The organism is Cupriavidus sp. AU9028, assembly GCF_019795295.1.
Lineage (GTDB): Bacteria > Pseudomonadota > Gammaproteobacteria > Burkholderiales > Burkholderiaceae > Cupriavidus.
The window spans coordinates 483377-504513 of record NZ_JAIMCG010000001.1; the positions used below are offsets into that span (position 1 = coordinate 483377).

At 68.1% G+C, this 21137-nt stretch carries 19 protein-coding genes; 5 read left to right on the forward strand and 14 right to left on the reverse strand.

The annotated features are described in order from the left end of the window. Positions 1-86: 86 nt before the first annotated feature. Both K6V06_RS02170 and K6V06_RS02175 read right to left on the reverse strand, forming a co-directional pair. Positions 87-1271 (reverse strand): pyridoxal phosphate-dependent aminotransferase, encoded by a 1185-nt coding sequence (locus K6V06_RS02170; RefSeq protein WP_222239914.1) that lies wholly within the window; start codon positions 1269-1271, stop codon positions 87-89. A 50-nt stretch (positions 1272-1321) separates the two neighbouring features. Further along, complete coding sequence (locus K6V06_RS02175) at positions 1322-1873, reverse strand: putative toxin-antitoxin system toxin component, PIN family (protein WP_222239915.1); 552 nt, start codon at positions 1871-1873, stop codon at positions 1322-1324. A 37-nt stretch (positions 1874-1910) separates the two neighbouring features. On the opposite strand from K6V06_RS02175, the gene yaaA reads away from it, so the two are divergent. Further along, positions 1911-2708, forward strand: a complete 798-nt coding sequence (gene yaaA / locus K6V06_RS02180; protein WP_222239916.1) for a peroxide stress protein YaaA — start codon at positions 1911-1913, stop codon at positions 2706-2708. 65 nt (positions 2709-2773) lie between these two features. Beyond that, positions 2774-3919 (forward strand): M14-type cytosolic carboxypeptidase, encoded by a 1146-nt coding sequence (locus K6V06_RS02185; RefSeq protein WP_222239917.1) that lies wholly within the window; start codon positions 2774-2776, stop codon positions 3917-3919. A 117-nt stretch (positions 3920-4036) separates the two neighbouring features. Here the strand turns inward: K6V06_RS02185 and K6V06_RS02190 are convergent, their stop codons facing one another. The 3 genes from K6V06_RS02190 to K6V06_RS02200 all read right to left on the reverse strand — a co-directional run bounded on the left by K6V06_RS02190 (position 4037) and on the right by K6V06_RS02200 (position 6988). Beyond that, on the reverse strand, positions 4037-4867 hold the full coding sequence (locus tag K6V06_RS02190) for a BspC domain-containing protein (protein ID WP_370637357.1): 831 nt from the start codon (positions 4865-4867) through the stop codon (positions 4037-4039). A gap of 241 nt (positions 4868-5108) precedes the next feature. Beyond that, positions 5109-5990: an N-formylglutamate amidohydrolase gene (locus K6V06_RS02195; RefSeq protein ID WP_222239919.1), complete on the reverse strand. Its 882-nt coding sequence runs from the start codon at positions 5988-5990 to the stop codon at positions 5109-5111. Positions 5991-6004: 14 nt separating this feature from the next. Beyond that, on the reverse strand, positions 6005-6988 hold the full coding sequence (locus K6V06_RS02200) for a tripartite tricarboxylate transporter substrate binding protein (RefSeq protein ID WP_222239920.1): 984 nt from the start codon (positions 6986-6988) through the stop codon (positions 6005-6007). A 200-nt stretch (positions 6989-7188) separates the two neighbouring features. Between K6V06_RS02200 and K6V06_RS02205 the strand changes: the two genes are divergently transcribed. Beyond that, positions 7189-8091, forward strand: coding sequence for a LysR family transcriptional regulator (locus K6V06_RS02205; RefSeq protein ID WP_222239921.1), 903 nt, complete (start codon positions 7189-7191; stop codon positions 8089-8091). A gap of 33 nt (positions 8092-8124) precedes the next feature. Here K6V06_RS02205 and K6V06_RS02210 read toward each other — a convergent pair whose 3' ends face one another. Genes K6V06_RS02210 through K6V06_RS02220 form a run of 3 tightly spaced genes read right to left on the reverse strand, consistent with a single transcriptional unit; the run spans position 8125 to position 10842 of the window. Then, complete coding sequence (locus K6V06_RS02210; RefSeq protein ID WP_222239922.1) at positions 8125-9300, reverse strand: VWA domain-containing protein; 1176 nt, start codon at positions 9298-9300, stop codon at positions 8125-8127. Between the two features lie 32 nt (positions 9301-9332). Continuing rightward, positions 9333-9938, reverse strand: a complete 606-nt coding sequence (locus K6V06_RS02215) for a GNAT family N-acetyltransferase (RefSeq protein WP_222239923.1) — start codon at positions 9936-9938, stop codon at positions 9333-9335. A 22-nt stretch (positions 9939-9960) separates the two neighbouring features. Then, positions 9961-10842: a MoxR family ATPase gene (locus tag K6V06_RS02220; protein WP_222239924.1), complete on the reverse strand. Its 882-nt coding sequence runs from the start codon at positions 10840-10842 to the stop codon at positions 9961-9963. 601 nt (positions 10843-11443) lie between these two features. Between K6V06_RS02220 and K6V06_RS02225 the strand changes: the two genes are divergently transcribed. Both K6V06_RS02225 and K6V06_RS02230 read left to right on the forward strand, forming a co-directional pair. Beyond that, on the forward strand, positions 11444-11788 hold the full coding sequence (locus tag K6V06_RS02225) for a cytochrome c (RefSeq protein ID WP_222239925.1): 345 nt from the start codon (positions 11444-11446) through the stop codon (positions 11786-11788). Between the two features lie 11 nt (positions 11789-11799). Continuing rightward, positions 11800-12213, forward strand: a complete 414-nt coding sequence (locus K6V06_RS02230; protein WP_222239926.1) for a c-type cytochrome — start codon at positions 11800-11802, stop codon at positions 12211-12213. A 9-nt stretch (positions 12214-12222) separates the two neighbouring features. Here the strand turns inward: K6V06_RS02230 and K6V06_RS02235 are convergent, their stop codons facing one another. The 6 genes from K6V06_RS02235 to K6V06_RS02260 all read right to left on the reverse strand — a co-directional run bounded on the left by K6V06_RS02235 (position 12223) and on the right by K6V06_RS02260 (position 21037). After that, positions 12223-12432, reverse strand: coding sequence for a hypothetical protein (locus K6V06_RS02235; protein ID WP_222239927.1), 210 nt, complete (start codon positions 12430-12432; stop codon positions 12223-12225). Continuing rightward, on the reverse strand, positions 12429-12650 hold the full coding sequence (locus K6V06_RS02240; RefSeq protein ID WP_222239928.1) for a hypothetical protein: 222 nt from the start codon (positions 12648-12650) through the stop codon (positions 12429-12431). Before K6V06_RS02240 ends, K6V06_RS02235 begins: the two co-directional genes overlap by 4 nt. A gap of 90 nt (positions 12651-12740) precedes the next feature. After that, complete coding sequence (aroG, locus tag K6V06_RS02245; protein WP_222239929.1) at positions 12741-13820, reverse strand: 3-deoxy-7-phosphoheptulonate synthase AroG; 1080 nt, start codon at positions 13818-13820, stop codon at positions 12741-12743. Between the two features lie 378 nt (positions 13821-14198). Continuing rightward, entirely contained in the window at positions 14199-15659 is a 1461-nt protein-coding gene (gene tldD / locus K6V06_RS02250; RefSeq protein ID WP_222239930.1) for a metalloprotease TldD, read from the reverse strand. A 106-nt stretch (positions 15660-15765) separates the two neighbouring features. Then, positions 15766-16623: a carbon-nitrogen hydrolase family protein gene (locus K6V06_RS02255; protein ID WP_222239931.1), complete on the reverse strand. Its 858-nt coding sequence runs from the start codon at positions 16621-16623 to the stop codon at positions 15766-15768. Positions 16624-16642: 19 nt separating this feature from the next. Beyond that, on the reverse strand, positions 16643-21037 hold the full coding sequence (locus tag K6V06_RS02260; RefSeq protein WP_222239932.1) for a YhdP family protein: 4395 nt from the start codon (positions 21035-21037) through the stop codon (positions 16643-16645). Positions 21038-21137 lie beyond the last annotated feature (100 nt).

Here is a 21137-nt window from a genome sequence, read left to right on the forward strand (position 1 = left end):
GGCACCTCAGACGGGGGGAGGTTTGCTCCCCTCTCCCGCGAGCGGGAGAGGGGCGGGGGAGAGGGCCCTGCGGCGCCAGCCAGTGCCTACAGCCGCCGCAACCGCTCCAGCGCCAGAGCCAGCGTCTCGTCCCGCTTGGCGAAGCAGAACCGCACCAGCCCCGATTCCCGCCCGCCGGTGTAGAACGCGGACACCGGAATCGCCGCCACGCCGATCTCGCTGGTCAGCCACATGGCGAAGTCCGCTTCCTTCATGTCCGAGATCGCCGTGTAGTCGACGCACTGGAAATAGGTGCCGTCCGCCGGCAGCAGCTGGAAGCGGGTGTCCGACAGTCCCGCGCGGAACGCGTCCCGCTTGGCCTGGTAGAAGCCGGCCAGTTGCACATAGGGCTGCGGATCGGCCATGTAGTCGGCCAGCCCGTGCTGCATCGGCGTGTTGACGGTGAACACGTTGAACTGATGCACCTTGCGGAACTCGGCCATCAGCGCCGCGGGCGCCGCCACATAGCCGACCTTCCAGCCCGTGACGTGATAGGTCTTGCCGAAGCTGGACACCACGAAGCTGCGCCGCGCCAGTTCGGGATGGCGCGACACCGACTGGTGCAGCTGGCCGTCGTAGACCATGTGCTCGTACACCTCGTCGGACAGCAGCAGGATGTCGGTGCCGGCCAGCAGCTCGGCCAGCTGGCGCATGTCGTCCTCGCGCCAGATCGTGCCGGTGGGGTTGTGCGGCGTGTTGATCAGCAGCAGGCGGGTGCGCGGCGTGATGGCCGCGGCGAGACGGTCGAACGGGATGCGGAAGTCCGGCGCTTCGAGCGCGACCGGCACGGCCTTGCCGCCAGCCAGTTCGATCGCGGGCAGGTAGCTGTCGTAGCAGGGCTCCAGCACGATCACCTCGTCGCCCGGATGCACGGCGCACAGGATCGCGGTCAGCAGCGCCTGGGTGGCGCCGGCGGTGACGGTGATCTCGCTGTCGGCGTCGTAGTCGCGGCCGTACAGCGCGGCGATCTTGGCAGCGATCGCCTGGCGCAGCTTCGGCACGCCTGCCATCGGCGGATACTGGTTCCAGCCCTCGCGCATCGCGTGCGAGACCGCCTCGACGATGCGCGGGTCGCAGTCGAAGTCCGGAAAGCCCTGGCCCAGGTTGACCGCGTTCTTCTCGGCGGCCAGCGCCGACATCACGGTGAAGATGGTCGTGCCCACATTGGGCAGGCGCGAGGGCAGGGTGCCGGGATGGGCCGGCGGGGCCGGCAGCGAAGCATCGGGATTCATGATCGGGTAGGCGTGGGATCGATTGAGTTTGCCGTTGCCGGCACGAGGGATCAGGCGGCCTCGGCCTGCAGCCCGCGTGCGGCGAGCCAGGGCGCGAAGCGCTGGGGCGTCAGCACTTCGACGCCGCTGCTGCGGCGCAGCCGGCTGGCCAGCTTCAGTACGGCCTTGTCCTTGGACACCAGGCAGGCGGCGCCAGCGAAATGCGCGAGCTCGATGAACTTCTGGTCGTCGGTGTCCCGGCAGCGCGGCAGCCGGATCGTCTCGGCGTCCTCGGACGGCGGGGGCTCGACCGCCGTCACCAGGGCGTCGACGATGGACAGCGCACCGGCGATATCCACGTTGAACCGCTCGAACTGCGGATAGGCCAGCACCCGGCGCAGCTCTTCGCGGCAGTCGGCGCGCATCAGCGGCGCGATCGTGCCGGCGTCCAGCGCGGCGCGGATCGGTTCGGCATGCGGGTCGCGAAACACCAGCAGATCGATCCAGATGTTGGAGTCGAGCACGACCGGCGTGGCGCTGCCCTGCGGGCGCTGCGCTGCCGGGGTCGCGCCCGGCGCGCGGCCGGGTGCCGGCGCGGTGCCGGCGGTGGAATCAGTTGCCATTCGATACAATCGAGCCTTTGTTTTCCGCCATTTTGCCATGCTCATCGTTTTGTCCCCGGCCAAGTCCCTCGACTACGAAACGCCGCCGCGCGTCCGCCCGCCCATCGGTCCGGATTCGCTGCCGCGTTTCGTGTCGCGCTCTGCCGAACTGATCGAGCGGCTGCGCAAGCTTGCCCCGCAGCAGATCGGCTCGCTGATGGACATCTCCGACAAGCTGGCGGTGCTCAACGCCGCCCGCTATGCGGACTGGTCGACCACCTTCACGCCGGCCAACAGCAAGCCGGCGGTGCTGGCCTTCAACGGTGACGTCTACGACGGCCTGGATGCCACCCGCCTGAGCGACGACGACCTTGCCTTCGCCCAGCGCCATCTGCGCATCCTGTCCGGCCTGTACGGCCTGCTGCGTCCGCTGGACTGGATGCAGCCCTACCGGCTGGAGATGGGCACGCGGCTCGATACCGCCGCCGGCAAGGACCTGTACGCCTTCTGGGGCGACGACATCACCAGCCTGCTGAACCGCGACATGGCGGCGCTCAAGGACGAGGCGCCGGCGACGCTGGTCAATCTGGCGTCGGAGGAGTACTTCAAGGCCGTGCGGCCGAAGACCTTGCAGGCCCGCGTGGTGACGCCGGTGTTCGAGGACTGGAAGGGCGGCCGCTACAAGATCATCTCCTTCCATGCCAAGCGCGCCCGTGGCACGATGGCGCGTTATGCGATCACGCACCGCGTGACCGACGCGCAGAAGCTCAAGCGCTTTGCCGAGGACGGCTACGCTTATGACGCCGAGGCGTCCGACGCGTCGCGCTGGGTGTTTCGCCGGCGTCTGGCCGACTGAGGCGGCGCCTGGCCGCCCCGCCGCGAGCGCGGCGACCGCCCCGATCTCCACGCAGAGGCCCCGACATGAAGACCACCGCCTTGCATATCTCCAGCCGGTTCGATTCCGGCGCGATCGACGTGGAATCGCTGGCGAGCGCCGACGACATCCGCCTGCGCATCCGCGCCGATTCGCACGCCGAATTCCGGCAGTGGTTCCATTTCCGGCTGCAGGGCGCCGCGGGGCAGGCCTGCCGGTTGCGCTTCCTCAACGCAGGAGAGTGCACCTATCCCGATGGCTGGGTCGACTATCGGGCGGTGGCCTCGTACGACCGGATGCACTGGTTCCGCGTGCCGACCCGCTATGACGGCCACGAGATGACGGTCGAGTTCACTCCCGAGCATGACAGCATCTGGTTCGCCTATTTCGAACCCTATCCCGAAGAGCGGCATCTGGCGCTGCTGGCCTCGTGCCAGCGCTCGCCGCGGGCGCGGCTGGCACATCTTGGCAGCACCGTGCAGGGCCGCGACATGACCGTGGTGACCGTGGGCGAGCCGGCGCCCGCCCGCAGGACGGTCTGGATGATCGCGCGCCAGCATCCCGGCGAGTCGATGGCCGAGTGGTTCGTGGAAGGGGTGCTGCAGCGCCTGACCGGTACTGGCATCTGGGCGGGCGATGGCGTGGCCGCGCGCCTGCTCGACAAGGCGGTCTTCCACCTCGTGCCGAACATGAACCCGGACGGTGCGGCGCTGGGCAACCTGCGCACCAATGCCGCCGGGGCCAACCTGAACCGGGAATGGATGGACCCGAACCCGGACACCAGCCCGGAGGTCTGGCATGTCCGCCGCGCGATCGAATCGACCGGCTGCGACATGTTCTTCGACATCCACGGCGACGAGGGCCTGCCGTACAACTTCGTCGCCGGCAGCGAGATGCTGCCGAGCTTTACCGAGACGCAGCGGCAGGCGCAGCAGCGCTTCATCGAGGACTTCAAGCGCGCCACGCCGGATTTCCAGGACGTGTACGGCTACGCGGCGTCCAGGTACAGCAGCGATGCGCTGAAGCTCGCCTCGAAGTACATCGGGCACACCTTCGGCTGCCTGTCGCTGACGCTGGAGATGCCGTTCAAGGACAACGCCGACCTGCCGCAGCCCGAGGTGGGCTGGAACGGCAACCGCAGCGCGCTGCTGGGCGCGGCGATGCTGCAGGCGGTGCTGGCGCAGCTCGACTGACGCCGAGCCGCGGCCGCCGCTGTGCACCTCCAGCGTGCACCTCCGGCGTGCACCTCCGGCGTGCACCTCCGGCGTGCACCTCCGGCGTGCACCTCCGCTGTGCACCCAGCTCAGCGCTCAGCGGGAGGACTTCGCCTTGGTCTTGGTCTTGGTCCTGGCGCCCGACTTTGCGCTGGCGCTGGACGTGGTCGACTTGCCCTTCGCCTTGCTCGAGGTGGCCTTGGCGCCGGAACGCGTGCCCTTGCCCCTGGCCTTGGTCTTCTGGCTGGCCGGGCTCGCCGCGGGCCGCACCGCCGAGCGCGCGGCCGGCTCCACGATCACGCTGCCGTCGTCATCGAGCAGCTCGTAGGCGAGCATCATGCCCTCGTCGTAGCCGCATCGCACCTGCACCGGATCCCAGCGCGACTCGCCCGCCCGGCGGTGGGCGGCGGCGGAGAAGGTCACCACCGAGCTGACCGGCACCGCCTGCTTGTGCGAGGAAAACCGGCCTTGCCACGGCTCGACCCGGGCCTGATCGGCGCCCAGCGCGCCAGTGGGAATGCGCAGCGCATCGTAGGTGGCCGAGCGCGGCACCACCCAGCTGGCATGCGCCGCGCAATCCGCCACGTCGGCGCTGGCGTTCTCGCTGCGCATCAGCTGCTCGCGCATCTGCGCGCGGTATTCGGACAGGCTGACCCGTCCCTGCGCCGGCAGCGTGACGGTGCGGGTAGGGGTCGTGTCGGAAGGCGAGGGCCGGATGGTCTGCTGGTCGGTGTAGGCGGTGGCGGGTTTGCGCGCGCCATTCTGCGCCGGCGTGTCGGCGGGCGGGGCGCCGGCCGCGGTGGCGTCCGCCGGGGCGTCGCCGGGCTCGGCCGGAACACCCGCGCAGCCAGCCAGCGCGACGGCGGCGGCTGCCATGGCCAGGGCGCGAAGCCGCCCGCCGAGCAGGGAGGAAATTCGTCGAATCACGGGATCGTCTTGCTTCGGAGGCGAAGGGGTTGGCGGAAGATTGCCATGATAGAGGAAAGGGACTGCATTAAGTTCCGTTGCCGGAATGCATGCGGTCCTGCCGTGTACCGGGCACAGGTGAAAACCCTGGCCGGCAACATGAAGAACGGCAATCGGCCGCCACAGTTTAGGGCCGATACCGGTCGCGCATTGGCGATGCGCAAAAAAAACGGCCGGCGGGAGCCGGCCGAGGGGGCGTCGATCAGCGCGGGGATGCCGATCGGGCAAAGCGATCCAGGACCTCAAGCAGCGCGTTCAGGTTCGACTTCAGCTTGTCGAAGCCCGCGTTGCGGGTCAGACCGATCTCGTCCATATACAGCTTGCGATTGATCTCCAGTTGCAGGCTGTGGCGGTTGGCGTCCGGCTTGCCCACCACCCGGACGATTTCCACGCCCTTGTACGGATGGTTGCGCCAGACCTCGTAGCCCATCTCCTTCAGCGTGCCTTCGACCAGGTCGGTGAAGCGCTTGTCGCAGGTGGAGCCATCGCGATCGCCGACCACGAAGTCCGGATGCTGCAGGCCCGGGTGCTCGGTCGCATACTGCGCGGCCTCGCTCGGCATCGAGTGGCAGTTGATATGCCATGCGCTGCCATGGTCTGCCAGGGCCTGATCCGCGAGCCGCTGCAGCTGCGCGTAGTAGGGCAGGTAGTACCGCTGGATGCGGCCCTGCACTTCCGCCACGCTCAGCTTGCGGTCGTAGATCGCCTCGCCGGTATCCAGCACGCGCCAGACCAGGCCCTTGCCGAGCCGGGTCTTGGGCGTTTCCTGCATCGGGCCCGGCCACGGTGCGTCCAGCAGCGCCTGGTCGATCTCCTCGACGCCGCGGTTGGCGTCCAGGTAGCTGCGCGGAAAGCCGGCACACAGCAGCGGAATGCCGCGCGCGGGGGCGTCCGCGTACAGCTCGTCGACGAAGGTGTCCTCGGCCTGGCGCAGCAGGTTCAAGGGCAGTCCGGCGGCGAAACGGAAATCTTCCGGGTAGGTCGTCGCGCTGTGCGGGGAGTCGAGAAAGAGCGGACCGCTCTGTCCTTCCGGCAGCTGCAGGAAGTACGGGCGTTCCGCTGTCTTTCGGTCTGCTTCAGTCATGGTCAGTGTGTGGCTCAGTCCAGCGAGATCTTGGCGGCGGCAGCGATGCGCTTGTTCTTGGCCACTTCGTTCTTGATCTGGGTGGCGAACTGCGCCGGCGTGTCGCCGACCGGGGTGGCGCCGAGCTTGGCGAACTTCTCCTTCACGTCCGGCATGGCCAGCACCTTGACGGCCGCGTCATGCAGCCGGGTCTGGATGTCGGCCGGCAGCTTGGCCGGTGCGATCAGGCCGAACCACGACGAATCGTTGACTTCGCCCAGGCCCAGCTCGGCAAAGGTCGGCACGTTCGGCAGCGCGGCAACGCGCTTGGGCGCGGCCACGGCCAGGGCGCGCAGCTTGCCGCCCTGGATGAACGGCAGCGACGACGGCAGGTTGTCGAACAGCACCTGCACCTGGTTGGCCAGGGTGTCGTTCAGCGCCGGGCCCACGCCCTTGTACGGCACGTGCAGCAGTTCGGTCTTGCTGCTGATCTTGAACAGCTCGCCCATCATGTGCGAGACGCTGCCGTTGCCGGCCGAGCCGTAGGCCAGCTTGTTCGGCTGCGATTGCGCCAGCGCGATGAAGGCCTTCATGTCGTTGGCCTTGACCGACGGGTGGATGCTCATCACGTTCGGCACCGAAGCCAGGTTGGTGATGGTGGTGAAGTCCTTGGTGGCATCGTACTGCAGGCGCGGATAGATCGCCGGGTTGATGCCGTGGGTCGAGGCGGTGGCGATGCCGATGGTGTAGCCGTCCGGAGTGGCCTTGGCCAGGAACGACGTGCCGATGCTGCCGCCCGCGCCGCCACGATTGTCCACGACCACCGCCTGGCCCAGTTCCTGGCCGAGCTTGTCCGCGACGATGCGTGCCACGATGTCGGTGGTGCCGCCCGCGGGGAAGGGCACGACCAGCGAGATCGGCTTGGTCGGGTAGCCCTCGGCAGCGGCGGAGAACGACAGGCCGGCGGCCAGGACAGCCGAGCTGGCGGCGATAAGGCGAAGCATGTTGCGGCGTTGCATGTTGATTCCTGTTGTCAATCGGGTTTTGTGAGGAGACACCGGCGTATTGTCGGCTCGAAGGCGATGAAACCTGAGCCCCGCGGCGGCCTCGCCAAAAGCAAGAACTGCGCTCGCTGCGATTTTGCGCAATCCAGCAGAGGCGGTGCAAACGAATTAAAATCGCAGGATCATTCCATTTGGTCGTGAACTGAAGGGGTCGCATGCGACGACTGTCTCCGTCGCTGACCGGACTGCAGGCATTCGAAGCGGCGGCCCGGCATTCCAGCTTTACCGTTGCCGCGCGGGAGCTGCACGTCACGCAGGGCGCCGTCAGCAAGCAGGTTCGCCAGCTTGAAACGTCACTGGGCGTGGATCTGTTCGAGCGGGTGCGCCAGCGGCTGGTGCTGACCGACGCGGGGCGCCGCTACCTGGAGCGGATCGCCCCGAGCCTGCGCGAGATCGAGGCGGCCACCATCGAGCTGGTCGCCAGCCAGGGGCAGGGGGGGACCCTGCATATCGCCAGCATGCCCACGCTTGGTGCAAAGTGGCTGATTCCGCGGCTTCCGCAGTTTTTCGAGCGCCATCCCGAGGTGCGGCTGGAGTTCGTGCCGCACGCGCAGGGCTACGACTTCTCGCAGCCCGATCTGGACGCGGCGATACGCTTTGGCGACGGCGTCTGGCCGGGGAGCCTGGCCGACTACATGACTGGCCGGGAAGTGCTGCCGGTGTGCAAGCCCGGGCTGCTGGTCAACCAGCCGGGCGGCATCGCCGCTTCGCCGCAGGACTTGCTGGACTATCCGCTGCTGCATCACACGACCGTGCCCGAAGCCTGGTCCGACTGGCTTGGCGCGCTCGGCGTGACGACGCGCGGAGCCTGGGGCGGGCCGCGCTTCGACCAGTTCTCGCTGCTGACCCAGGCCGCCCTGTCGGGCCTGGGCATCGCGCTGATTCCGCGCTGCCTGATCGAGCAGGAACTGGCGACGGGCGCGCTGGTGGTCGCGCACCCGGCCCGGGTGCTCAGCAGCAAGGGCTATTACCTGTGCTATCCCGAGCAGAAGAAGCACCTGCCAGCGCTGCAGATCTTTCGCCAGTGGGTGATGGAAGGGGTCGACGTGGTGGCCTGACGGGCCGCTGCGCGCCGCGCGTTGCCCGTAGCGCTACTTCGACAACACCCGCATCGCCTGCTCCAGCCCGGCGATGGTCACCGGATACATCCGCGTCTTCATGATCTGGTGAATCAGCGTCACCGACTGGCGGTATTGCCACAGGCCCTCTGGCTCCGGATTGAGCCAGACGAAGCGGGGGAACTGCTCGATCAGCCGGTTCAGCCAGACCGCGCCCGCTTCCTCGTTGTTGTACTCCACCGAGCCGCCGGGCTGCAGGATTTCGTACGGACTCATGGTCGCGTCGCCGACGAAGATCACCTTGTAGTCCGGCGTGTACTTGTGGATCAGGTCCCAGGTCGCGATCTTCTCGGCGTGGCGGCGCCGGTTGTTCTTCCATACATGGTCGTAGACGCAGTTGTGGAAGTAGTAATACTCCAGGTGCTTGAACTCGGTCTTGGCGGCGGAGAACAGCTCCTCGATGCGCTGGATGTGGTCGTCCATCGAGCCGCCCACATCCATCAGCATCAGCACCTTGACCTTGTTGTGCCGCTCGGGCCGCAGCCGGATATCGAGCAGGCCGGCATTGGCCGCGGTGGACTGGATGGTGTCGTCCAGATCCAGCTCGGTGTCCGCCCCTTCGCGGGCGAAACGGCGCAGCCGCCGCAGCGCGACCTTGATATTGCGCGTGCCCAGTTCGACCTGGTCGTCGTAGTCCTTGTAGGCGCGCGCTTCCCACACCTTGATCGCGGTGCGGTTGCCCGCCGACGGCCCGCCGATGCGGATGCCTTCGGGGTTGTAGCCGCCGTGGCCGAACGGCGAGGTGCCGCCGGTGCCAATCCACTTGTTGCCGCCTTCGTGCTTTTCCTTCTGCTCGTCCAGGAGCTGGCGCAGCCGCTCCATCAGCTTGTCGAGCCCGCCCATCGCCTCGACCTTGGCCTTCTCCTCCGGCGTCAATTCGCGCTGCAGCGTCTTTTGCAGCCACTCCAGCGGAATGTCCGACTTCCAGTCGATGAGGCTCTCGACGCCCTTGAAGTACGCGGCGAACGTTTGATCGAACTTGTCGAAGTGCTTCTCGTCCTTGACGAGGGTCATGCGCGCCAGGTAATAGAACTCGTCGATCGACGGCGCGATGACCTGGGCCTTCAGCGCTTCCAGCATCGTCAGGTATTCCTTGACCGAAACGGGGAGCCTGGCGTGTCGCAGAGAGAAGAAGAAATCGATCAGCATGGCGGGACTCGTTGGCAGCGGTGGCGCGCGCGTCAGCGCGGCAGTTCCAGCCGATAGTGCAAATGGCGCCTTACCGTCGGCCATTCGCTGGCGATGATGGAGAACACCACGGTATCGCGCAGCGAGCCGTCGGGCATCGCCATGTGGTTGCGCAACACCCCATCCTGCTTGGCGCCCAGGCGCGCGATGGCCGCGCGGCTCTGGTGGTTCATCCAGTGGGTGCGGAACTCCACCGCGATGCAGCGCAGTTGCTCGAAGGCATGCGCGAGCAGCAGCAGCTTGCACTCGGTATTGACTGCGGTGCGCTGCGCGCTGCGGGCATACCAGGTATGGCCGATCTCCAGCCGGCGATGCACCGCATCGACGTTGAACATCCGCGTGGTGCCCACCACCGGACCCGGCAGCCCGTTGTCGACCCGGCGCACGACGAACGGCATGGCGCCCGCCTGCTCCCGCTGATCGAGCGCCGCCCGGATCCAGTCATGCAGCGTGTCGGGCGAGGGCACCGAGGTGTACCACAGGTTCCAGAGTTCGCCGTCGCTCGCCGCGGCGCGCAGTTCGGCTTCGTGCGCCAGGTCCAGCGGCTCCAGCATGGCGTGGCGCCCCTCCAGCACGATCGGCTCGATCAGTCGTGTCATCGTCGCTCCCGCTTGCGCCGGCTCAGCGATTGGCGCGGTTCATGAACACCAGCCGCTCGAACAGATGCACGTCCTGCTCGTTCTTCAGCAGCGCGCCGTGCAGCGGTGGAATGGCCGCCTTCTTGTCCGGGCTGCGCAGCGCCTCGGGCGGAATGTCCTCGGCCATCAGCAGCTTCAGCCAGTCGATCAGTTCGGAGGTCGACGGCTTCTTCTTCAGCCCCGGCAGGTTGCGCATCGCATAGAACGATTCCAGCGCCGCCGTCACCAGTTCGCGCTTGATGCCGGGATAGTGCACGTCGACGATGCGCTGCATGGTCTCCGCGTCGGGGAACTTGATGTAGTGGAAGAAGCAGCGGCGCAGGAACGCGTCTGGCAGTTCCTTCTCGTTGTTCGAGGTGATGATCACCAGCGGACGATGACGCGCCTTCACCAGTTCGCGCGTCTCGTAGACGTAGAACTCCATCCGGTCCAGTTCGCGCAGCAGGTCGTTGGGGAACTCGATGTCCGCCTTGTCGATTTCGTCGATCAGCAGCACCACCGGCTCGTCGGCCTCGAACGCCTGCCACAGTACGCCCTTGACGATGTAGTTGCGGATATCGTGGACGCGGTCGTCCCCCAGCTGCGAGTCGCGCAGCCGCGAGACCGCGTCGTACTCGTACAGGCCCTGCTGCGCCTTGGTGGTCGACTTGATATGCCATTGCAGCAGCGGCATGCCCAGCGCCGCGGCGACTTCCTCTGCAAGCATGGTCTTGCCGGTGCCCGGCTCGCCCTTGATCAGCAGCGGACGCTGCAGCGTGCGAGCGGCGTTCACCGCGAGCTTCAGGTCGTCGGTGGCGACGTAGTGCTCGCTGCCTTCGAAGCGGGTGGAGGAGGCCGCGGTCGCGGCGGATCGGGTGTCGTTCATGTCGCGGTGTGGGAACTGGAAATGGGTCGGAGCAGGGTCGAAGCCAATGCCAAGGATCGTTCGGGAGAGCCGTGCCGCGCAAGCGCCGATGGCACCGATCGCCGCGCTGTCGCCGCGGCATTGGTGGAAACCCCGAGGGCGGCTTTGCGACACTGCGGGCCGTTGCCCTTGCCCCGGCGATGCCGCACGGCACGCCCCTTTTCGGCCCGGCCATCGGCGCGGTGCAATTCGGCAAAACAGGCAAAAAATCCGGGAAAAACCCGCTGAAACGCGCCTTGTGCCATTCCTCGGCACGGGTCGGAAAACGGGCCGGAATGGGCCAGTATAAAAGACCTTTTCACCCCGTGCGCATCGGGGGAGGCCGTCTGGACAGTCGCGTGCCGCCTGCTGTACACTGCGCCGGTTTGACGCGCCCCACGTCCGATCCCTCCTCGCGCCGCCGCGCGCGTTCCCCACCTGTGCGGCAGCACCGGAGCCGCGATCACGATTACGGGTCAGCATCAGGCAGATGCCCGGCCCCGGTCTTGCCTCTGCCTGGAAGTTCATGGCTTGCTCGACGGCAAGGCCATGCGGGGTTTTCCACTTCCAAACAGCGACGACAATGAAAAAGCTCCTCGGAATGGTGCTGGTCGCGGCCGCAACGGCCGCGCAGGCGCAGGAAGTCAAGGGCAATGTGGAGGCAGCCAGAGACAAGGTCGCGATGTGCATCGGGTGTCATGGGATTCCCGGTTACCGCGCCTCGTTTCCGGAAGTGTATGACGTACCGTTGATCGGCGGCCAGAACGCCAGGTACATCGAGAACGCGCTGAAGGACTATCAGAAGGGCGTGCGCAAGCACCCCACGATGCGAGGCATCGCCGCGACCCTGACCGACCAGGATATCGCCGATGTGGCGGCCTACTACGCCCAGCAGAAGCCGGGCTCCGCCAACAATCCGCAGAAGTGAGGGACAGGGACATGACGACGCTGAACACGCTCTGCCGCGCGCCCCGCGCCTTCGTGCTCGCCGCCGCGGTGCTGGCCGCACCGGTGACCGGCGCGCAGGCTGCCGATATCGCCGCCGGCAAGGCGCTGGTGGAAAAGGCCAACTGCGCCGCCTGCCATGGCGCGGACATGAAGACGCCGATCGCACCGGAATACCCCAAGCTCGCCGGACAGCACGAGAGCTACCTGTACCACGCGCTGGTGGCCTACCAGATCAGCGGCAATCCGCAGGTGGGTCGCGCGAACGCGATCATGCAGGGCCAGGTCAACGCCAATCCGGGTATCGTCGGCAAGGACGGCAAGCCGCGACCGTTTACACGGCAGGAACTGCGCGACATGGCGGCTTATATCAGCTCGCTGCGCGGGGACCTGGTGTTGAAGAAGTAGAGCAGCATGCTACGGGTGGTCTCTCCTCTTTCGAGTGCAGTGGGCGGCCAGCTCGAATAGATCGTCGACACCTTCGTAGTATTGAGCCGTCTGCACTCGATTCAGGGCTCCCTCGAGGTAGCCGGCATGCTCTCCGGCCAGCCCGATCTCGGTTTCCAGGATCAGGTCGTGGATCTCACGGACCTGATCGGCGGGAATCGAGATGAACTGCGCGATCATCGCTTCGCGAGCCGCTTGATGACTTCGTTGTGCTTGGCGATGACCAGGCGCGCCTTGTCGGAAACCGTGGCGGATGGGGCTCGCACTACCTCGAGAACCCGGCCCTCGCTTTCCTTGACAGTCACCACGCTCGCCTGAGCCACCTCCCAAGTGCTGGTGGCGGGAACCCGCACGCGCGTCTTCAGCGGAACGTTGTACTTCTCGAGGGCCTTGCTCATGTCGACTCCTGGTGTTGTCCAAGTATACCGCTGCACAGACAGGGCCGGCCGGGATCTTGCATGGGCCAACCGCTGGGCCTTCCCTTCCGCCTAGTTGCCCGACCCGCGCGCCAGCCGGCGGTCGCGAACCGCCTGGGCCAGCGTTTCCAGCACCTGCACGGAATCATCCCAGCCGAGGCAGGCGTCGGTGACCGACTGGCCGTAGGTCAGCGTTTCCACCGGTGCGCCCTGCACGTGGTCCTGCCGCCCGGCGATCAGATGCGATTCCACCATGACGCCGATGATCCGTTCCTCGCCCGCGGCAAGCTGGCGGGCAATGTCCTGGCACACCGGGATCTGGTTCTCGTGCTTCTTGCTGCTGTTCGCGTGCGACGCATCGATCATCAGGCGCGCGGCCAGTCCCGCCTTGGCGATCGCGTCACAGGCGGCGCCAACGCTTTCCGCATCGTAGTTGGGCGCCTTGCCACCGCGCAGGATGATGTGGCAGTCCTCGTTGCCGGCGGTCGAGACGATGGCGGAGTGGCCGCCCTTGGTCACCGACAGGAAATGGTGCGGCTGCGAGGCCGCCTTGATCGCGTCGACCGCGATCTTCACGTTGCCGTCGGTGCCGTTCTTGAAGCCGACCGGGCAGGACAGTCCGGAGGCCAGTTCGCGGTGGACCTGAGATTCGGTGGTGCGCGCGCCGATCGCGCCCCAGCTGACCAGGTCCGCGATGTATTGCGGGCTGATCATGTCAAGGTACTCGGTGCCGGCAGGCAGCCCCATCTCGCTGATGTTCAGCAGCAGCTCGCGCGCGGTGCGCAGGCCGTCGTTGATCTTGAAGCTGCCGTCCATATGCGGATCGTTGATCAGACCCTTCCACCCCACCGTCGTGCGGGGCTTTTCGAAGTAGACCCGCATCACCACTTCCAGCTCGTTGCTGAAGCGGTCGCGCTGCACCTTGAGCAGCTTGGCATATTCCAGCGCGGCGCGCGTGTCGTGGATCGAGCAGGGCCCGATGATGACGATCAGCCGGTCGTCCATGCCGTGCAGGATCCGGTGCATGGCCTGACGGGCGCCATAGATGACGTCCGACGCCTTTTCCGACAGCGAAAACTCGCGGATCAGGTGCGCCGGCGGCAGCAGTTCCTTGAGTTCGCGGATGCGAAGGTCGTCGGTGTTCTTCAACATGATGGCTCCAGTACTTTCAGTCTTGACAGGGTGGGGTGGCGCAGCGGCGGGCGAAAAAAAACCGCCAGGCTGGGCTGGCGGTCTTTTGCAATCTTGGAAGGTGCTTACGACTGTCCCTCTCCATCCGCCAGCGGTGCGAGATCGCCAAAAAAGTAAAAGTAAAACTTGGCGGACATGAGGGTAGTGAGGCAGTAAGTCAGTGGCTTGAATCGATGCGCTGGAAATGCGCGCGATGCAGCGATGCTGTGAAGCGGTGTCGTGCCGCTGTTCGGCGAAGGCAATTTATAGCCTGATTCCGGGGGCTTGGCAAGCGCCTTGCACGCCACGCTGTTGCGCGATGACCGCAAGGCACCTGTGTTTTCCCCCAGATTCGCTCGCTCAGGCGGTGCCGCCGACCGTCATGTTCTCGATCCGCAGCGTCGGCTGGCCGACCCCCACCGGCACGCTCTGGCCTTCCTTGCCGCACACGCCGATGCCGGAGTCCAGCCGCATGTCGTTGCCGATCATGGTGACGTCCTTCAGCGATTCCGGGCCGTTGCCCACCAGCGTCGCGCCCTTCACCGGGGCGGTGATCTTGCCGTCCTCGATCAGATAGGCTTCGCTGGCGGAGAAGACGAACTTGCCGTTGGTGATGTCCACCTGGCCGCCGCCGAAGTTGACGGCATAGAGTCCGCGCTTGACGCTGGCGATGATCTCCTGCGGGTCGCGGTCGCCGTTCAGCATGTAGGTGTTGGTCATGCGTGGCATCGGCAGCGCGGCGAAGCTCTCGCGCCGGGCGTTGCCGGTGACCGGCATCTTCATCAGGCGCGCGTTCAGCGTGTCCTGGATATAGCCGCGCAGGATGCCGTCCTCGATCAGCGTGGTGCACTGGGTCGGATTGCCCTCGTCGTCCAGGTTCAGCGAGCCGCGGCGGTTTTCCAGCGTGCCGTCGTCCACCACCGTGACGCCCTTGGCCGCGACGCGCTCGCCGATCAGGCCGGCGAAAGCCGACGAGCCCTTGCGGTTGAAGTCGCCTTCCAGCCCGTGGCCGACCGCCTCGTGCAGCAGCACGCCGGGCCAGCCCGGGCCGAGCACCACCGTCATCGCGCCGGCCGGGGCAGGGCGCGCTTCCAGGTTGACCAGTGCCGACGCCACCGCTTCGTCGACGTAGCCACGCAGACGTTCGTCGTCGAAATAGCCGTAGTGATAGCGGCCGCCGCCGCCGGAGGTGCCGATTTCCCGGCGCCCGTTCTGCTCGGCGATGACCGTGACCGACACCCGCACCAGCGGGCGCACGTCGGCAGCGATCACGCCGTCGCTGCGGGCCACCAGCACCACGTCGTACTCGCCCGCCAGGCCCGCCATCACCTGCACCACGCGCGGGTCCTTGGCGCGCGCCATCTTTTCCACGCGCTCGAGCAGCGCGACCTTCTCGGCGGCGGGCATCGAATCGAGCGGGTCGTTCGGCGCGTAGAGCCCGCGTCCCGTATGCGAGACCAGCGTGCCGGCGACCTTGGTGCGCCCGCTGCCGACCTTGCCGATGGTGCGCGTCGCGGCGCTCGCCTGCATCAGCGCTTCCAGGCTGATTTCGTCGGAGTAGGCGAAGGCGGTCTTGTCGCCCGATACGGCCCGTACGCCGACGCCCTGGTCGATATTGAAGCTGCCCGACTTGACGATGCCTTCCTCGAGGCTCCAGGCCTCGCTGCGGGTGTACTGGAAGTACAGGTCGGCGTAATCGACCCGGTGCGTGAAGATGTCGGCCAGCACCCGCTGCAGGCGGGCCTCGTCCAGGCCGTAAGGCGTCAGCAGCAATTGCTGCGCGGTGGCGAGATTGCGAATTCCGAGATCGCCAGCGTTCATGAGTATCCTCTAATCGTTCGTCTGCGGCCCTGGGGTGGGGGCCGGGCCATCGGGGCGAGCGGTCGTCCTGTCGGTGCCGCTTCGCCGCGATGGCGAAAGGTCCATGCTACAGCACCCTGTGCCGCAATGCAGGAAGGTTCTGCCGGACTTCGTCCATGCGCTGGGGGTCGATCACGCCACTGACCACGCCTTCGCCTTCGGGCAGCACGGACAGCACCTCGCCCCACGGGTCGACCAGCATCGAATGGCCCCAGGTGCGCCGGCCGTTCTCGTGCTTGCCGCCTTGCGCGGCAGCCAGCACGTAGCACTGGTTCTCGATCGCGCGCGCCCGCAGCAGCACCTCCCAGTGCGCCTGGCCGGTGGTCCAGGTGAAGGCGGCCGGCATCAGGATCAGGCTGGCGCCGTCGCCCTCCACCATGCGGCGATACAGCTCGGGAAAGCGCAGGTCGTAGCACACCGACATGCCGACCCGGCCACAGGGTGCGTCGAAGGTGACCGGGGTGCGGCCTGCCAGGATGGTGCGCGATTCGTCGTAGCTCTCCTCGCCCCGGGTGAAGCCGAACAGGTGGATCTTGTCGTAGCGGGCGACCTGCCGGCCTTGCGGGTCGAAGGCCAGCGAGGCGTTGTGCACGCGCGCGTCGTCCTCGCACCACAGCGGCAGCGTGCCGCCGACCAGCCAGATGCCATGCCGGCGCGCCTGTTCGGCCAGGAAATGCTGGATAGGCCCGTCGCCCTCGCGCTCGCGGATCGCCACCTTGTCGCTGTCCTTGTGCCCCATCAGGCAGAAGTACTCGGGCAGCAGCACCAGCTCGGCGCCGCCGGCGGCCGCTTCCGCGATCCTGGCTTCGGCGCGGGCAAGGTTGCGCTCCAGATCCGTCCCGGTGACGGTCTGCACGGCGGCGACGCGAAACGGGCGGCGCCCAGTGCCGGCGCCGGAAGAGGGTTGGGTATCGTCGGTTGGCATGCTTGGCTCGCTCCCGTGGTCACGGCAGGTAGGACTGCTCCGGCTGGCGATGGTCGGGGATGCCTTCGCCGGCCTTATTGTCGCCCACCTTGGCAATCTTCGGATCGGCCCAGCTGCCGGTCACGCGATAGTGCTGGGTGAAGGCCTTGGAGAACTCGTCGGCGAACAGCAGCTGGGCGGCCAGCGTGCCGATTCCCAGCGCGGGATTGACGAAGGCGGCGGCGACCGATGCCGTGGTGGCGTTGATCCTCGGCACCAGCGCGACCTCCAGGTCCTGCGTCTCGCGCGGGATATTGGCGGTGCCCGTCATGGTGGCGCTGACTTGCGGGCTCTTGAGCTGGAAATCGCCGGTTCTGGCGATGCCGTTGGAGATGGTGCCGGTGGCGCTGATCTGGTCGAACACCAGCCCCTGGCCGGTCAGCGCGCGGAAGTCCAGCGTCACCAGCCGCATCAGGCTTTGCAGGCTGAGCACGCCGAGCAGCTTGGCCGCGCCCGGTTCGACCGCCAGGATCTGGCCGTTCTCCAGCTTCATTGCCAGCCGGCCCCCGAGCGACTCGTAGTCGATCGCCAGCGGCGAGCCGATCCAGCCGATGCGACCCTGCAGCTGCCCCTTGCCGCCCTCCAGCGTGTGCGGCATGCCCAGTCGGTCCAGCACCTCGCCTGCGTTGCGGATATCGACTTCGAAGTTCAGCAGCGTCCGCCGCTCGGCGGCAACGCCTTCGCGCACGCGCCGGGGCACGCGCCAGCTGCCACTGCCGGTGAAGGTGGCGCCAGGCTGTTCGAGCGACAACTTGTCGAGCGTCCAGACCGGCTCGCCGTCGCTGACCTCGGTGTGGGCCCGCAGCAGCAGCTTGCCGAAGTCGTGGCCGCGCAGCTGGAAGCGCTCGGCCGCAAGGTCGATGGCGGGCAGCTGGTGTACCTGGCCTGCCAGCGCGTCGGCGACGCGGCTGGTGTCCTGGCTGTCGGGGATATCGAGGCGGGCCAGCCGCAGCGTCACCGCGCCGGCGCTGTTTTGCGGGTCCTCCCGCCAGCTGACCAGACCGGCGATCTGGCGCGAGTCGATGCGGGCCTGCCAGCCCTGCGACGGGCCTTCCAGCCGGCTCGCTTCCAGCGTGACCCCGTCCAGATCGCGGCCAAAGGCGTGCAGCGCGCGGGCGCTCGCGGCGATCCGGGTCGGCAGCCAGGCCGTGGCGCCGGTCTCTGCCGTGGCCGGTGCGCTGGCCTGCGGGGGCGGTTCCTCCCCCGGCGCCGGTGCCGGCGGCAGCGCGGCGGCCTGCTCCCGCTGCGAGGGGGCGGCGTGCGCAGGGGCGGGCTGCGCCGTTGCGGGCTGCGCAGGGGAGGGCGCCGCCAGCGCGGCTCGCCAGGCGTCCAGATCGAAACGCTCGACCGCCATCGCGGCGGCGACACCGCTGGCAGGCAAGGCAGCAGTCTGGCCGATGCCGATGCCGCCGGCCGCGATCTCCAGGCCGTCGCCACCGTGCCGCACCAGGTAGCGGGCGTGCAGCAGCGGCGAAGCCTGCGCCGGGCCGAGCTGCAGGTCGACGTCCTGCATGCCAGCGCGGTTCGGGGCAGGCCGCATCTCGAAGCGCAGCGGCATCGGCTGGCCCGCCGGCTTGGTCAGCGGCGCCGGCAGATTCAGCGCCATGGCTTGCAGGTCGGCCTGCAGCTGTACCGAGGGCTGGCCGTCGCGCACGCCGATGCTGGCTTGCCACGGCGCACTGCCTTCCACCCGCGACGCGAGGCCCGCGCCGCCAGTTCCCGCCAGCAGCTGGGAAATGCCGCGGCCGCTGAGGACGCCCGCGGCGGTGACCCGGACGGTGCCATCCTGCTGGGTGCCGCCGCTGGCGCGCACCTCGCCGCCCAGCAGCCGCGCCCGTACGTTCTCCAGCGTGAAGCCGTGCTCGCGGAACGCCACGCTGCCCTGCGCGCCGGTCAGCATCGGCGTGCCGGGCCGCAGCAGCACATCGTTGCCCTGCAGCCGGAAGCGTCCCTCCACATGGGCCTTCTCGGCTTCGACCAGTGGCATGTCGAGTTTCAGCTGGAGTTCGCCGTTCCCACTGGCGCGCGTTCCCGCGGCGATGCCGCCGGTCCACTGGTGGATGGGACTGGAGACGAGATAGCGCAGGAAGCCGTGCACCGGCCCCTGCGCCGATCCTTCGAGGGTCAGCCGCCCGTGGCTGTCCAGCGCGTCGATGCGGCCGCTGACGTCGCGTACCACCACCTGCTGGATCCCTTGCACGGCGGCGCGTTCGGCCAGCAGCGTCATGCTGGCGCGGTCGAACACCAGCTTGCCGTCGATATTGGTGAAGAGCGGCCACGGCCTGCCCTCGATCTGCGGGGCCACCTGGTAGGAGGCCTGCTGCAGCGGCACCTCGACATGAAAGTCGCCGTGTTTCTCGTCGCCGCGGCGGAACGGGAAATGCGCGAGGTCGCCCTTGAGCGAGAAGCGGACGTCGTGCGATTCGCCGGCAGCGAGGGCCCCGCTCAGATAGCGGCGGGTGGCGGCCGGCACCTGCAGCGGCAGGTAGCGCGGCACGCTGGGCAGGGCCGCCCGGCTCAGTTCGCCGGCAAGGTCGGCAAGGCCGGCGCGGCCGTCGCCGCCCTGGCGCCAGCTGCCCCGCACGGCCCCCGCGGCGTCGGCGTTCGCAAAGCGGATGCCGTCGCTTCGTACCGTCAGGCGGCCGTTCTTTCGCTGCCAGCGCAATTCGCCAGCCAGCTCGTCGAAGGCCAGTCGCGGATCCTCGAACAGCCCTGGCAGCACCAGCGTGGCGCCGCTACCTTCGAGGCGCGCGGTGCCGGCGCGCTCGTCGAACTGGAAGCTGCCCGACAGGCCGCTGAAGCCCGGCACGCCGATGGTGGATTCGCCGCGCGCGCTGGCCGGCTGCTCGCGCACGGCGACATTGCGCAACACACCCTGCGCGCGGTAACGCGGCGGCGACGTCGGCCGCAGCAGGGTGCCGGCCTCGCGGGACCAGTTCAGGTCCAGATTGTCGATCCGGCCGGAGGGCTGCAGCGCGCGCAGCCGCTTCGCCGTCTCGCCGGTCAGCGGCATCGCGGAGGCGAGCGTGCGCAGGCCGTCCAGGTCCAGCGTCGGTGCCTTCAAGGCGAACCGCCGCAGATTGCCCCGGCTGTCGTGCGCCCAGCGCAGCGTCACCTGGCGCATCGCCTCGCGCCCCGGCGCTGGCGTGGCCGCGTCGCCGGCTGCCTCCCACAGCAACGTGTCGATGGTCAGCTGGTTGTCGCCGCGCTCGTTGCGATGAAGCAGCAGGGCCTGGGCCTGCCCCAGCCGCAGCGGCTGCGACGCGCCGCCTACCTTCAGGTCGATGTCGGCGGCCCGCAGCCGGACCTGGCTGCGCAGCACGTTGCCGTCGTCGAACTCGACGGTGCCGTCCGTGCCCAGGACACCGCTGGCAACGCTGTCGAACAGCGGCAGGTAGCGCTGGATCGCGGCCAGCCGCAGGTCGCCCAGGTTCCAGTTGGCCTGCCCGCGCCAGTTGCGCCAGTCGCCGGTCTCCTGCAGGTATTGATGGCGGAAGGCGCCGGTCACCACCAGCTGGCGGGGGGACAGCGATGGCGCGCGCCCCTCCAGCCGGACCGTGTGGTGCGAGCCGTCGCGCCGGGCCTGCAAGGCGATGTCGCCGACTTCGAGCAGGGGCAGGCCGCGCTGCTCGTCGAGCCAGCGCAGCTGCCCGCGGCGCAGGTCCAGATGACCTTGCGACAACAGCCAGTTGGTGAAGCGATGGTCGCCGGTATCCGGGCCGCCCTGGCCAACCGGCAGGCCGGCGATGCGCAGCGCACCATCGGGCGTGCGCTGGATCAGCAGATCGGCGCCGTCGGCATCGAGCCGGGCGAACAGCAGGTCCAGCGAGCCGAGCGAGCGCCACGACAGTTCGCCCGCCACGTTCTCGGCCGCGAGCAGCGTCCGCTGGCGGTCGTCCAGCACGCGGATGCCTTTGGCGCGGAACGAGGGGTGCCAGCCGTCCCAGCCGGTTTCCAGTGTCTCGATGGTCAGTTGCGCGGACAGCGCGATGGAGCCCTTCTGTTCGAGCCAGGCCCGCGCGGAGGCGGCCTGCGGCCACAGCACGAAGCGCATCAGCAGGACCAGCACCGCCGCCATGGCCAGCAGGGCCAGCAGCACCGCCGCCATGGCGCGGCCCAGGCGCCGCCAGAAGGGGTGGCGGAGCAGCGCAAGACAGGCGCCAGGCAGTGGCTGCAGCCGGCGGGCGCCGTCGGCGCAACGTTCGCGCAGTCGGGTGCGCAGTCGGGCGCGCCAGCGCCCGGAGGGCGACGTGTCGGACTGCGCCGCTCGGCCGCCCTCCGCCGGGCCAGCGTCGGCTTGCCCGGAGGCGGTTCCCCTCGCCCCCGTGCCGGCGGCAGCGGGGCGGTCGGCAGGGGATGCGGGGCGGCTGGACATGCGCAGATTATCCGACAATACTAGCCGCTCTCCAATTCAAAAACCGTCCCGGGCGGCGACGCCGGGCGCACGGACAAGACGCGGGCATCATCGCCGCCGC

Excerpts from the sequence above, each read along its gene's own strand:
- K6V06_RS02235 (WP_222239927.1), bottom strand. The coding sequence starts at position 12,432 with ATGATCGCGCAGTTCATCTCGATTCCCGCCGATCAGGTCCGTGAGATC.
- tldD (WP_222239930.1), bottom strand. The coding sequence starts at position 15,659 with ATGAACGCTGGCGATCTCGGAATTCGCAATCTCGCCACCGCGCAGCAA.
- K6V06_RS02200 (WP_222239920.1), bottom strand. The coding sequence starts at position 6,988 with ATGCAACGCCGCAACATGCTTCGCCTTATCGCCGCCAGCTCGGCTGTC.
- K6V06_RS02225 (WP_222239925.1), top strand. The coding sequence starts at position 11,444 with ATGAAAAAGCTCCTCGGAATGGTGCTGGTCGCGGCCGCAACGGCCGCG.
- K6V06_RS02215 (WP_222239923.1), bottom strand. The coding sequence starts at position 9,938 with ATGACACGACTGATCGAGCCGATCGTGCTGGAGGGGCGCCACGCCATG.
- K6V06_RS02170 (WP_222239914.1), bottom strand. The coding sequence starts at position 1,271 with ATGAATCCCGATGCTTCGCTGCCGGCCCCGCCGGCCCATCCCGGCACC.
- yaaA (WP_222239916.1), top strand. The coding sequence starts at position 1,911 with ATGCTCATCGTTTTGTCCCCGGCCAAGTCCCTCGACTACGAAACGCCG.
- aroG (WP_222239929.1), bottom strand. The coding sequence starts at position 13,820 with ATGTTGAAGAACACCGACGACCTTCGCATCCGCGAACTCAAGGAACTG.
- K6V06_RS02255 (WP_222239931.1), bottom strand. The coding sequence starts at position 16,623 with ATGCCAACCGACGATACCCAACCCTCTTCCGGCGCCGGCACTGGGCGC.
- K6V06_RS02185 (WP_222239917.1), top strand. The coding sequence starts at position 2,774 with ATGAAGACCACCGCCTTGCATATCTCCAGCCGGTTCGATTCCGGCGCG.
- K6V06_RS02230 (WP_222239926.1), top strand. The coding sequence starts at position 11,800 with ATGACGACGCTGAACACGCTCTGCCGCGCGCCCCGCGCCTTCGTGCTC.
- K6V06_RS02220 (WP_222239924.1), bottom strand. The coding sequence starts at position 10,842 with ATGAACGACACCCGATCCGCCGCGACCGCGGCCTCCTCCACCCGCTTC.
- K6V06_RS02205 (WP_222239921.1), top strand. The coding sequence starts at position 7,189 with ATGCGACGACTGTCTCCGTCGCTGACCGGACTGCAGGCATTCGAAGCG.
- K6V06_RS02175 (WP_222239915.1), bottom strand. The coding sequence starts at position 1,873 with ATGGCAACTGATTCCACCGCCGGCACCGCGCCGGCACCCGGCCGCGCG.
- K6V06_RS02195 (WP_222239919.1), bottom strand. The coding sequence starts at position 5,990 with ATGACTGAAGCAGACCGAAAGACAGCGGAACGCCCGTACTTCCTGCAG.
- K6V06_RS02240 (WP_222239928.1), bottom strand. The coding sequence starts at position 12,650 with ATGAGCAAGGCCCTCGAGAAGTACAACGTTCCGCTGAAGACGCGCGTG.
- K6V06_RS02210 (WP_222239922.1), bottom strand. The coding sequence starts at position 9,300 with ATGCTGATCGATTTCTTCTTCTCTCTGCGACACGCCAGGCTCCCCGTT.
- K6V06_RS02260 (WP_222239932.1), bottom strand. The coding sequence starts at position 21,037 with ATGTCCAGCCGCCCCGCATCCCCTGCCGACCGCCCCGCTGCCGCCGGC.